The sequence below is a fragment of the Candidatus Clostridium helianthi genome (genome assembly GCF_045310795.1).
GTDB lineage: Bacteria > Bacillota > Clostridia > Clostridiales > Clostridiaceae > Clostridium > Clostridium helianthi.
Genome location: NZ_JBJIAB010000050.1, coordinates 24375 through 37455, shown reverse-complemented (window position 1 = coordinate 37455; position 13081 = coordinate 24375). Strand labels below are relative to the sequence as shown.

Sequence of the window (13081 nt, the reverse complement as noted above, 5' to 3'; positions counted from 1 at the left end):
TCCCGTTAAATACAGAAATCATCTTTTAAATTAGTCTATCTTTTTTTAAATTGTCCTTGACAAAGGGTACATTTTAGTATTTATACTAGCTATTATTCTTTTTTTTATATAAATATGCATGTATTATATCAATTTAAGTATAGAATTATCATAATAAATATTTAGTTACTTAATTAGGATACATATTTTAATTCACATATAATTAAGGATTAATCTACAAAAGGAATTATTTGAATTAATGGTATATTTATATCTAAAATAAAAAAATATATGAATAAAAATTCAAATAAGTGTATTTTTATACTTTATATAATCTTATTTTTATGATAAGATTTATATATTGAATAAATTAAAAATAAATAAGCAATAGACAATAAGTAATAAATAAAAATAATTATATTAAATATTAAACTATCCTTAAATTATCTTGACACAGGATTATCTATCAACTAGAATAGTTAGAAAGAGAAATTTTAAAAGTTAAGATACACTTTAACTTGGTCCTGTGAGGCCAAAAAGGGAAGCATAACTATGATATTTGAAAGCTGAATGAAAAATTTCATAGCTTATTTTTTGAATTCAAATATTTGTATGGTATATCACAGGATAGTGAAGAGATCAGGTTTTCTGAAATCTCTTTATTATCCTTTTGTTTTATATTAAACAAAGATTCATAAGGTGTAGTTTTAGCAAAAATATATTTGTAGGAGGCTTAAGTATGAAAGCAAAGCTTATATTAGAAAACGGCATGATTTTTGAAGGAAAAGCTTTTGGATATCTAAAAGAAAGCGTTGGGGAAGTAGTATTTACAACTGGAATGACAGGTTATCAAGAAGTACTTACTGATCCATCTTATTACGGACAAATAGTAACGATGACTTACCCTTTAATAGGGAATTATGGGATAAACCTTGAAGATATGGAGTCTGATTCAATAAAAGTAAGGGGGTTTATTGTTAGAGAAAAATGTAATATGCCAAGTAACTTTAGATGTGAATTAGAACTTGAAGATTTTTTAAAACAAGGAAAAGTTATTGGCCTGGAAGGAATAGATACAAGAGCTTTAACTAAGGTTTTAAGAAATAGTGGTACTATGAGAGGCCTTATAGCACTAGAAGATGTTGACGATGAATATGTGAAAGAAAAAATAGCAGGATTTTCTACTAAAGAAGCTGTAAAGATTGTTACAACAAATAAGTCTTATGTAGTTGAAGGAACAGGAAAACATATTGCGGTTATGGATTTCGGTATAAAGACTAATATAATAAGAAATTTCAAAAAGAGAGGCTGCAAATTAACTATATTCCCAGCAACAGCAACAGCAGAAGAAGTTTTAAATATTAACCCGGACTTAATATTTTTATCTAATGGACCTGGAGATCCAGAAGATTTAGATTTTGCCATAGAAAATATTAAAAAATTAGTTGGAAAGAAACCAATAACAGGTATTTGCCTAGGGCATCAATTATTGGGATTAGCGTTAGGTGGTAAAACTACTAAATTGAAGTTCGGACATAGGGGATGCAACCATCCTGTTAAAGATTTAGAAGCTAATATTGTGCATATAACTTCGCAAAATCATGGGTATGTAGTAGAGAAGTTACCAGATGACATGGAAGTTACTCACGTTAATATAAATGATGGAACTGTAGAAGGAATGAAACATAAGACTTTACCAATATACTCAGTTCAATTTCATCCAGAAGCATCAGCAGGTCCAAAAGACAGTGAATATATATTTGATAAGTTCTTAGAATATGCACTATAGGAGGTTTTAGTAAAATGCCATTAAATAAAGATATAAAAAAAGTTTTAGTTATAGGATCAGGTCCGATAGTCATAGGTCAAGCAGCAGAGTTCGATTACTCTGGAACTCAAGCTTGTGAAGCATTGAAATCAGAAGGTATAGAAGTTGTACTTGTAAATTCAAATCCTGCAACAATAATGACTGACAAAGAAGTTGCAGATAAAGTTTATTTAGAACCATTAACATTAGAATTTGTTGAAAAAGTTATTGCTAAAGAAAGACCAGACAGCTTACTTGCAGGAATGGGTGGTCAAACAGGACTTAACCTTGCAGTAGAATTACATGATTCTGGTATATTAGAAAAATACAATGTAAAAGTAATTGGAACCTCTATTGCATCAATTAAAGAAGGTGAAGATAGAGAGTTATTTAGAGATATGATGAATAGGATTGGTGAACCAGTTATAAAGAGTGAAATTGTGACTGACCTAACTGCAGGTTTGGAGTTTGCTAATAAGATTGGTTATCCAGTTATAGTTAGACCGGCTTATACATTAGGAGGATCTGGCGGTGGTATCGCTGATGACGAGGAACAACTTAAAACCATATTAGAATCAGGACTTCAACTAAGCACAATTGGTCAAGTTCTACTTGAAAAGAGTGTTAAGGGATGGAAAGAAGTAGAGTACGAAGTAATGAGGGACTCTTATGGAAACTGTATTACTGTATGTAATATGGAAAATATAGATCCTGTTGGTATACACACTGGAGATAGTATAGTTGTAGCTCCATCACAAACTCTTTCAGATAAAGAATATCAAATGCTTAGAACAGCATCAATAAATATAATAAATGCAGTTGGAATTGAAGGTGGATGTAATGTACAGTTCTCACTAAATCCAAATAGTTTTGAATATGCAGTTATAGAAATAAATCCGAGAGTTTCAAGAAGTTCAGCACTAGCATCAAAAGCAACAGGATATCCTATTGCAAAACTTGCCGCTAAAATAGCTCTTGGATATGGATTAGACGAGATAAAAAATGCTGTTACACAAAAAACATATGCGTGTTTCGAACCAACACTTGATTATGTTGTAGTAAAAATACCAAAATGGCCTTTCGATAAATTCTTTGGTGCTGACAGAGAACTTGGAACAAAAATGATGGCAACTGGAGAAATTATGGCTATTGGAGCCAATTTTGAGCAGGCGTTTTTAAAAGGAATTAGAAGCTTAGAAATAGGAAAATATTCATTAGATCATAATAAATTTAAAGAATATAGTATTTCAAAATTAAAGAGCATAGTAATGAAGCCTGATGATGAAAGAATCTTTGCATTAGCTGAGATGATAAGAAGAGATTACATGATAGATAGAATAAATAAAATTACTGGAATCGATATGTTCTTCTTAGAAAAAATAAAGTGGATAGTTGAAGAAGAACAAAGATTGAAATTAAGTAAAATAGAAGATTTAGATAAGGAATGGTTACATCATTTAAAGAAAAAAGGATTTTCTGATAAAGCTATAGCTGATATGCTAAAGGTTAGTCCAGACGATGTATATAGATTAAGAGACATATGGAGTATAAAGCCTTCATATAAAATGGTTGATACTTGTGGAGGAGAATTTGAAGCATTATCACCATATTATTACTCAACTTATGAGCAATATGATGAAGTAGAAGTATCAAATAATAAAAAAGTTATAGTTATAGGTTCAGGTCCAATAAGAATAGGGCAAGGTATTGAATTTGACTACGCTTCAGTACATTGCGTAAAAGCATTAAAGAAACTTGGAATTGAAACTATTATAGTTAATAACAACCCAGAAACAGTAAGTACTGATTTTGATGTATCAGATAAGTTATATTTTGAGCCATTAACAGAAGAAGATGTTTTAAATATAATAGAAAAAGAAAAACCAGATGGTGTAATACTTCAATTTGGTGGTCAAACAGCTATTAAGCTTGCAAACTTCTTAAAAGAACAAAATATTGTAACGCTTGGAACTACAGCAGATCAAATAGATATGGCTGAAGATAGAGAAAAGTTTGATGAATTACTAGAAAGATTAGGAATATCAAGACCAAAAGGTAAAGGAATATGGTCGTTAGAAGAAGGATTAGAAGAAGCTAGGAGATTAAAGTTCCCAGTACTTGTTAGACCTTCATATGTAATTGGTGGTCAAGGAATGGAAATAACTCATGACGAAGAGGAGTTAACATACTATTTAGAAAATGCTTTCGCTAAAGACAGTAAAAATCCAATACTTATAGATAAATATCTAATGGGCAGAGAAATAGAAGTAGATGCCATATCAGATGGAGAGAATATTTTAATACCGGGTATCATGGAACACTTAGAAAGAGCTGGAGTTCATTCAGGGGATAGCGTAACTATGTATCCAAGCCAAAATATCTCTGACAAAATTAAAGCTGATGTATTAGAGTATACTAAAAAATTAGCATTAGCAATTGGGATAAAGGGTATGATAAATATTCAATTCATAGAATTTGAAGGAGAATTATATGTAATTGAAGTTAATCCAAGAGCATCAAGAACAGTACCATATATAAGCAAGGTAAGTGGAGTTCCAATAGTAGATTTAGCTACACAAGTAATGCTTGGGGCTAAATTAAAGGAATTGGGATATGGAATAGATGTATATAAGGAACCTGAACTAGTTTCAGTTAAAGTTCCAGTATTCTCAACTCAAAAATTACCTAATGTTGAAGTAAGCTTAGGACCTGAAATGAGATCAACAGGAGAAGTTTTAGGAGTTGGTAGAAACATAAAGGAAGCACTTTACAAAGGATTTGTTGGAGCGTATATGTATCCTTCAAAGGAAAAAGGAAAAATACTTGCTACAATAAATAAGCATGATAAGGCAGAATTCCTACCAATAGCAAAAGATCTAGCATCAGTAGGATACAAATTTATTGCAACATCAGGAACTTGCGCTTTATTGAAGGAAGCAGGTATAGAAGTAGAAGAAATAAGAAAGATAGATGAAGAAGAACCAAATATTTTAGATATAGTTAAAAACAGAGAAGTAGACTTAGTTGTAAATACTCCAACAAAAGGAAATGATTCTAAAAGAGATGGTTTCTTAATAAGAAGAGCAGCAGTTGAGAGAAACTTAGGAGTAATTACAGCATTAGATACATTAAGAGCAATTGCAGATGTGGAACTTGAGAAGTTTGATGAGAATAAGGATTTGGAAGTATTCAATATAGCAAAATAAAAATTAATGAGTTAAAGCAGTATTAAAAAGACTAATCAAGTTACTGCACTTATTTAAAAATTAAAACTAGGATATGACAGATGGTATCCTAGTTTTTTTCATGAAATATATTATTAAAAGGAAATATTGACAAGTGAACATATGTTCTGTATAATAAAATCAATGAACATATGTTTGCTAAGGAGATGTGTATTATGAACGAATCGGGAAATTTTTTTGTTAAGTTAAACTGTAAAAGCATTGATAATATTAGAAGCTTAATTATAGATAAACAAGGTAATTACATAAAACAACAAGAAAAATACATAATGTGTGCTGGAAAGTATGATAAAAATGGTTGGACGTTAGTTTTTAGAGCAAAAAGTTTTAAAGAGGCTGAAGCACTGGCAAATTTGAATCCATTTTTAAATAGAAGAAGCATAAATTAAAGTACATAAAATCTAGATGAATTTTCATACTATATATCTAAACTTTCATTCATTAACTAGTGAAAAATTAAAGAATATATAAAAAATAAGCTACAAAAATTTATAATTTAGTAGCTTATTTTATATTTCATATTTTATATCGGAAATAACAATTGAAAGATTTTCTATTAAATTGACTTTAGAACCAATTTTATTAGGATAATCGCTTTTAAGTATTTTTATAGTTGGTCTTAGTGGAAAGTTAGGCATAGTCTCTTCAACTACTCCTATATCACCATTGCTAAGGCTTACAATTGTTCCCTGAGGGAATGGGATAACAATTTTACAGAATACGTTAAGCATATCATGATCAAAGAGTGTTCCGGCATTTGACATTAAGTATTCGAGTGCATCACTTGGACACATAGCTCTTTTATAAGGCCTGTCAGAAGTTAATGCATCATAAACATCTGCAATACTTACAATTCTAGCGAGATAGCTAATTTTATTACCAGATATACTATTAGGGTAACCTAGTCCATCAAATCTTTCATGATGTTGAAGAACTATAAGTTTGATATGAGAGCTTAAGCTAAAAAAGTTATTCAAAAATTTATATCCATATAGTGAATGATTCTTTATTACTTCAAATTCTTCAGGTGTTAATTTTCCTGGTTTTTGAAGAATCTCACTTGGAATAAATGATTTTCCTATATCATGAATCAGTGCACCAATACAGAGATAAGTTAGGTTGCGTTTAGATAGATTCAAGCTGATTCCAAGTATAAGTGATATTACAGCAACATTTACACAATGAGCATAAGTATAATTATCCATACTCTTTATATCAACTAAAGAAATCAGTATATTTTTATTTGATAAAACATTGTCTAATAACTCTTCTGCTATATTAGTAATTGAATTAAAATATTGTTGTTCCTGCTTTGTATACTCACTGATACTTCTCTTTTCAAATTTATGAACAGAAGCTATTCTTTCTATATCAGAGAATGTTTCTTTAATTATAGATATAGATTTTTGTCTTAATTCTGGCTTTATAACATCTTCAATTTCAGCAGAACTATAGTCATCAATTATATATAAAGAGAATATTTTATATTCCTTAATTTTTTGTAACATAATATCGTTTAACAGAATACCAGCTCTAAGTAGACATCTACCATCAGGGGTATATATGTCTTTGCCTAGCAATGAATTTTCTCTTACACATTCAATTGGAATTAATCGCATGATTATACCTCACCAAATTAATAATAATCATTATATCATAAATAACATGCAAATTTATACAATGATAATGTAAAAATCTTAAAATAATATCCAAAATTCGCATAAATATGAAAATATTTTTATATAAAAAGACGTTTATTTTGAATGATATAGAGTTTTTTGATAAAATTATATTTAATAATGCAATAAAAAAGGTTATGTAAATAAGTTAATATTTTATAATTCATTTAATTATCAACTTGAGTATATGAAAACCAGAAATTATAGACATTGGATAAATAAAGTAATAAAATATTTGTAGATAAAATATATTAAAGAATAATAAATCGGATTTATGTTCACTTTTTTATATTGTAATTTTAAATATTAGTTAATAATTAAGATTCAACCAAAATTATTTTTAGATGTGAAATGTGGTTTCATATATCTGATTAGTTATTTGTGCATACCTAAATATTTGAAAAAATGGAGTGAGGATGTTTTGAATATAAAAACTGACCCCATAGGATTTTTTGATTCAGGGGTAGGAGGTTTAAGCGTGATGAGAGAAGCAATATCTATCATGCCTAATGAAAACTTTATATATTTCGGAGATTCAAAGAATGCACCATATGGAACTAAGAACGTAAGTGAGGTAAGAGATCTTACAATTGATGCTGTTGAGTTTTTACTAAGTAAAAATGTTAAAGCGGTTGTAATAGCGTGCAATACTGCAACTAGTGCAGCAATAGAAGAGATTAGAAGTAAATATAAACAGATATCTATAATAGGAATAGAGCCAGCATTAAAGCCAGCTGTTAAGTTAAATAGAAAAGGTCAAATAATAATAATGGCAACGCCTATGACATTGAGGGAAAAGAAATTTAAATTATTAATGGATAAATATAAAAATGAGGCTGATATAATATCATTACCATGTGCAGGGCTAGTAGAATTTATAGAACAGGGAATAGTAGAGGGCGAAGATCTAGAGTATTACTTAAAGGAAAAGTTCAAAGGTTACTTAGATAATGATATAAGCTCCATAGTTCTTGGATGTACTCATTATCCATTTATAAAAAAGGCTTTATCAAACGTTATTGGAAAGGAAATACCTCTTATTGATGGTGGATTTGGTACTGCTCAAGAATTGAAGAGGAAGTTAATTGAAAGTGGTTTACTAAATGATTCTAAAGAAAAGGGGAATATAGAAATTTGTAATTCAATAAATGATGATAAAGTGATAGATTTTTGTTATAGTTTAATTAATTTTAAAATATAAATATGATTCAGATTTATTGAAATATATAATGTAAGTATGAATTTAAATTTATATTTTAGATAATAATACTAATTAAGATTGATATCGAGAGGAGAATATTTAAAGATGAAGAATCCAATTATTACAATGACTATGGAAAATGGTGGAGTTATAAAAGCAGAATTATATCCTGAGGCAGCACCAAATACAGTGAGAAATTTTGTAGACTTAATCAATAGAGGATTTTATGATGGTCTAATATTTCATAGAGTTATTCCAAATTTCATGATTCAAGGGGGATGCCCAGAAGGAACAGGTATTGGTGGTCCAGGATATTCAATAAAGGGAGAGTTTACAGGCAATGGTTTTAAGAATACTTTAAAACATACAAGAGGAGTATTATCAATGGCTAGAGCTATGCATCCAGATTCAGCAGGAAGCCAATTTTTCATTATGGTAGCTGATGCTCCACATTTAGATGGCCAGTATGCATCATTTGGTAAGGTTATTGAAGGAATGGAAGTAGCCGATAAGATTGTTGCACAAAAAACTGATATGTCAGATAGGCCTTATGAAGATCAAGTAATAAAAAGTGTTACAGTAGATATGCAAGGGGAAGAAATAAAAGAGCCTGAAATAATTGAAGAATAAAAAATACCATTCTACAAGACTATAGTAAGTAAAAAGAAGAGAGGTGTCATGGATGGCTACAAATAATAAATGTATATTAGCGTATGGATTAAAAGAGGATGAAATTAAGAAAATTGAGAGTCAGAATATTAAAGTTATAGAAATTAATAAGAATATGACTTTAATGACATTAGAAGATATAATTAATGGAAACAAAAATGAAGATTCTTACGATGAAATGCAGTTGAGTGAAAAGGCACTAATTTTCAATGGATTTAAGGATGAACAATTGAAAGTTACTATTAGATATATTAGAAGCTTTATTCAAGGTGGAGTACTTGCTGTATCTACAGCACAGAATTACAAGTGGACTTTTAAATATCTATTAGAGCACTTAATTGAAGAAAGAGAATGGTATAAAGAACAACAAAAGGGGAGAAAGTAAAGTGAGTCGTGTAGGAGAAAATATAAAACAAGCTAGAGAAAAGAGCGGACTTACGGTTAAAGCTTTAGCTAAAAAACTAGGTGTAGCAGAAAAATATTTAAATGAAGTTGAAATGGGAAGAAAAGTTGCACCTGAATCACTAATAGATAAAGCGGGCAAGGTATTAAAAGCTGATTTAAATGACATAAGCATGGTTGTTACCGATGAAGTATTGATGGAAGAAAGAAAAACTTTAAAGGAAATTCCTAAAAGAAATGTAGAAAGTTCAGAAGTTTGGACTGATGCTTTCTCATCAGTACTTAGAAGTGTTCCAATATATGATTATTCACTATCTAATAAAAAGGGTTCTAAAGAGATGCCTATTCATTCAAATAAAATCGAGAATTATCCTCAAGATAAAGTATTTTATTTAGAAATTGAAGATGATGAAATGAATGGATTTAGAATGCTAAAGGGTGATGTTGCATTTGCACATGCTGTGAAGGATATAAGTAATAGCGGATTTTTCTTAATAGATTATAAGGGAAAAAGGAAAGTAAGACAAATAAAGGTATTAGGTAATTCTAAATTACTTTTAGTAAGTAATGCTGGAAGTCTTCTTACTGAAACCATGGAATTAAAAGAAGTAGATATAATTGCCAAATTAGAAAGACTAGAGATTACATTATAAACAACTAATGTAAGAACTCTTATATTCAAGAATTAAAGCGTAGGTAGAAACAGAGAATAATTGAATTTTTCAGTTATTCTCTGTTTTTGTTACATTAAAACATTTAATTGCATAGTATATCTATGAATATATTTAATTAAGGTGTGGTAATTATGCCTGAATTGGAGACACAAATATCTTCAAAGGTAGATGCATCAATAGGATTATTAACTAATGTTCCAAAAGCTATATTAGATGAACTAGGTTATAAGTATCAGAGTCAGGGTAACAATGTGGAGCTCAATATTTTATATAGAGACACTCAAGAACAAACAAAATCATTTGTTGAAAGCTTAGGAGGAACTTTTCAGGATTTAGGATTTAACTTCGCTGTTGTTAATATACCCAGAGATAAATTAGAACAGCTATCAATGAGTAATTCTATTCAATATATAGAATTACCAAAGAACTTATATGAGCAAGACCAAGAAAGTAATAGGGCATCCTGTATACTTCAATTGGCTCCAGATTTTGATGTTTCAGGTGAAGGGATATTAGTCGGCTTTGTAGATTCTGGGATAGATTATACTCACCCTGCTTTTATGGATTCGACCGGAATATCCACTAGAATAGAATACATTTATGATTTAAGTACAGGGGGAAATGTATATAATAAGCAAATGATAAATGAAGCAATAAAATCCAATAATCCCTTCTCAGTAGTTCCATCAATAGACAATAGTGGACATGGAACTCACGTTGCAGGAATCGCATGTGGTGGGGGAAGAATAAATCCTATGTATAGAGGTGTAGCTCCTAATTCGTCCATAGCAATGGTTAAAGCTGCTAGGGGAACTGCAATCTTAAGCTCTCAGATTATGCAGGGAATCAAATTTCTTATAGATAAAGGTAAAGAACTGAATATGCCGCTAGTTATTAGTATTAGTCTTAGCACTAATGATGGAGCACACGATGGAAGCAGCTTACTAGAGCAATACATTAGGACGATATCTAACTTGGAAAGAGTATCTATTGTTATTGCGGCAGGAAATGAAGGTGATGCAGGTCATCATGTTGGCGGACAATTAGTTAAAACACAAAGGCAAATTTTTAATATAGCAAGCGAAGAAAAATCAATAGTAATGAATTTTTATAAGACAATATTGCCTAATATATCAGTTAATATAATAAATCCAACAAGCCAAGGAACTGGAAATATTAATATACAAGAAGGTTACATTCAAGGAACAATAGGGAGTGATAGATACGATATATATGTATCTGGACCTAAACCTTTTGAATTGAATAGTGAAATCAGAATAATTCTTTCTGCTAGATCTGGCTTTCTTGTTGAAGGTGTATGGACATTAGAAATAAATGTTACGAATGAATACTTAGGAGCATATTCAATATGGCTTCCAGTTTTAGAAGGATTAAATCCTGCAACTAAATTTTTAGAACCTAATCAATATAATACGCTTGGCATACCAGCAACAGTAGATAATATAATAGCTGTAGGAAGTTATAATTATAGAACCAATAATTTATCATCATTCAGTGGAAGAGGTGCACAAGATCAGAATATAGTAAGACCTGATTTAGTAGCCCCAGGAGAGGATATTGCAGGGCCGGTACCAAATGGTGGATATGATAATAAAACAGGTACATCAATGGCTACTCCTCAAGTATCTGGAATATGTGCGTTGATGATGCAATGGGGAATAGTTAAAGGAAATGATCCATATTTGTTCGGTCAAAGGTTAAAATATTATTTATTAAGAGGAGCCAGAAGAAGGCGTACAGATGTAACATATCCAAATCCCTTATGGGGATATGGTGAAGTATGTATATTCAACAGTTTAAGAGCGTTACAAAATGATTTAAATGCTATTTTGACTAGAGGAAATATAAATTCAAGAGATATACAGGTAACAAATAGCGTACCTAATAAATATAATATTTTGAGAAAAAATATAAAGAGGGAAGTTATGGAGAATACGAGTAGTGGAAATACCTCAACAAATATCGGTAGGTTAAAGATTCAATGTTTCAGGGGGGATGATTATATTCCAATTGATGGAGCCAGAATAACTGTAAGAACACCACAAGGCGCTGAAAGTGTTAATAGTATTCAGCTAGTTACAGATTCAGTTGGATTGACACAAGTAATTGAATTGACAGCGCCACCTTTAGAATATTCTTTGAATCCTAATAGCAACCAAGTGCCTTATAGTTTATATGATATAACGGTTGAAAGAGATGGATTTAACCCAATAGTAATAAGAGGATGTCAAGTATTTCCTACACAGGTTGCCTATCAGATTTGTAATTTGACAAGTAACTCAGGAAGGGGAATGATGAGACAAGAGGTTATAAATATACAACCAAATACCTTGAATGGAAATTTCCCACCTAAAATACCAGAGGATCCAGAAAAGCAGTTACCCCCACCAAGTTCGGGAGTTGTATTGCCTCAACCAATAGTTCCAGAATATATTATTGTACACCAAGGTGGGCCTAATGATCCATCAGCACCAAATTATAAGGTACCTTTTAAAGACTATATTAAAAATGTTGCTTCCAGTGAAATATATTCAACTTGGAATGAATCTGCTATAAGAGCAAATGTATTCTGCATTGTATCATTTACGCTAAATAGAATTTATACTGAATGGTACAGAGGAAAAGGAAAGAATTTTGATATTACTAGTTCAACAGCTTATGATCACGCATTTAATTATGGAAGAAATATTTACGACAGTATAAGTGCTATTGTAGATGAAATATTTTCTACTTATATAAGGAGAGTTGGAGCTAAACAACCACTTTTGACACAATATTGTGATGGAAAGAGTGTTACCTGCCCTCAGTGGTTAAGCCAATGGGGAAGTCAGCAATTAGCTCAACAAGGAATGGTTCCATATGATATTTTGAAAAATTATTATGGAAATGATATCGAATTAACTACAGCTGAAAAAGTTTCTGGTAGCCCACAGTCATACCCTGGTGAACCGCTTACTATAGGATCTTCAGGTCCATCAGTAAGAACTATCCAGAATCAATTGAATAGAATAGCTAGAAATTATCCTTTGATACCTAAGGTTGCTGAGGATGGACAGTTTAATCAAAAGACAGCAGATGCAGTTAAAACATTTCAACAAATATTTACATTACCACAAACCGGAATTGTTGATTATGCAACATGGTATAGAATATCAGACATCTATGTTGGAGTATCAAGGATAGCAGAACTTAGAGATTCTTCAAGTTTAAGAAGCACGCTTGGAATGAATGAATTTATACCTCCGATTATACCAGGTTTAGATAATAAAAGAGGAATTCCTAAATTTTATTATTAGAATTATATTAAGATGGTTTTTAGATGTAGAAGCAGTTCCCATTTTCTATGTTAGCTATATTATATAGCTGTGATTAGAATAGGAGCTGCTATAATTAATGAAATTATT

At 30.6% G+C, this 13081-nt stretch carries 9 protein-coding genes; 8 read left to right on the top strand and 1 reads right to left on the bottom strand.

The features are described 5' to 3' along the window. Positions 1–718: 718 nt before the first annotated feature. The 3 genes from carA (at position 719) to ACJDTP_RS24510 (ending at position 5420) form a co-directional block, all read left to right on the top strand. The gene (carA, locus tag ACJDTP_RS24520) at positions 719–1768 is read left to right on the top strand and encodes a glutamine-hydrolyzing carbamoyl-phosphate synthase small subunit (RefSeq protein WP_406762724.1); all 1050 of its coding nucleotides are present in this window, start codon (positions 719–721) and stop codon (positions 1766–1768) included. A gap of 14 nt (positions 1769–1782) precedes the next feature. Next, entirely contained in the window at positions 1783–4992 is a 3210-nt protein-coding gene (carB, locus tag ACJDTP_RS24515; protein ID WP_406762723.1) for a carbamoyl-phosphate synthase large subunit, read from the top strand. Between the two features lie 194 nt (positions 4993–5186). After that, entirely contained in the window at positions 5187–5420 is a 234-nt protein-coding gene (locus ACJDTP_RS24510) for a hypothetical protein (RefSeq protein WP_017209546.1), read from the top strand. A gap of 120 nt (positions 5421–5540) precedes the next feature. Here the strand turns inward: ACJDTP_RS24510 and ACJDTP_RS24505 are convergent, their stop codons facing one another. Continuing rightward, positions 5541–6650, bottom strand: coding sequence for an HD-GYP domain-containing protein (locus ACJDTP_RS24505; protein ID WP_406762722.1), 1110 nt, complete (start codon positions 6648–6650; stop codon positions 5541–5543). Positions 6651–7131: 481 nt separating this feature from the next. Here ACJDTP_RS24505 and murI point away from each other — a divergent pair, with 481 nt between their 5' ends. From murI to ACJDTP_RS24480, 5 genes are all read left to right on the top strand, one after another. Further along, the gene (gene murI, locus ACJDTP_RS24500) at positions 7132–7911 is read left to right on the top strand and encodes a glutamate racemase (RefSeq protein WP_406762721.1); all 780 of its coding nucleotides are present in this window, start codon (positions 7132–7134) and stop codon (positions 7909–7911) included. A gap of 105 nt (positions 7912–8016) precedes the next feature. Further along, positions 8017–8541, top strand: coding sequence for a peptidylprolyl isomerase (locus ACJDTP_RS24495; protein ID WP_039773411.1), 525 nt, complete (start codon positions 8017–8019; stop codon positions 8539–8541). A 52-nt stretch (positions 8542–8593) separates the two neighbouring features. After that, the gene (locus ACJDTP_RS24490) at positions 8594–8965 is read left to right on the top strand and encodes a DUF3783 domain-containing protein (RefSeq protein WP_011967399.1); all 372 of its coding nucleotides are present in this window, start codon (positions 8594–8596) and stop codon (positions 8963–8965) included. Between the two features lies 1 nt (position 8966). Then, positions 8967–9635 (top strand): helix-turn-helix domain-containing protein, encoded by a 669-nt coding sequence (locus ACJDTP_RS24485; RefSeq protein ID WP_406762720.1) that lies wholly within the window; start codon positions 8967–8969, stop codon positions 9633–9635. A gap of 152 nt (positions 9636–9787) precedes the next feature. After that, a complete protein-coding gene (locus ACJDTP_RS24480) occupies positions 9788–12973 on the top strand; it encodes a S8 family serine peptidase (protein WP_406762719.1) in 3186 nt (1061 codons plus the stop codon). The last annotated feature ends 108 nt before the right edge of the window (positions 12974–13081 follow it).

Excerpts from the sequence above, each read along its gene's own strand:
- ACJDTP_RS24505 (WP_406762722.1), bottom strand. The coding sequence starts at position 6,650 with ATGCGATTAATTCCAATTGAATGTGTAAGAGAAAATTCATTGCTAGGC.
- ACJDTP_RS24480 (WP_406762719.1), top strand. The coding sequence starts at position 9,788 with ATGCCTGAATTGGAGACACAAATATCTTCAAAGGTAGATGCATCAATA.
- ACJDTP_RS24510 (WP_017209546.1), top strand. The coding sequence starts at position 5,187 with ATGAACGAATCGGGAAATTTTTTTGTTAAGTTAAACTGTAAAAGCATT.
- ACJDTP_RS24490 (WP_011967399.1), top strand. The coding sequence starts at position 8,594 with ATGGCTACAAATAATAAATGTATATTAGCGTATGGATTAAAAGAGGAT.
- carA (WP_406762724.1), top strand. The coding sequence starts at position 719 with ATGAAAGCAAAGCTTATATTAGAAAACGGCATGATTTTTGAAGGAAAA.
- carB (WP_406762723.1), top strand. The coding sequence starts at position 1,783 with ATGCCATTAAATAAAGATATAAAAAAAGTTTTAGTTATAGGATCAGGT.
- ACJDTP_RS24495 (WP_039773411.1), top strand. The coding sequence starts at position 8,017 with ATGAAGAATCCAATTATTACAATGACTATGGAAAATGGTGGAGTTATA.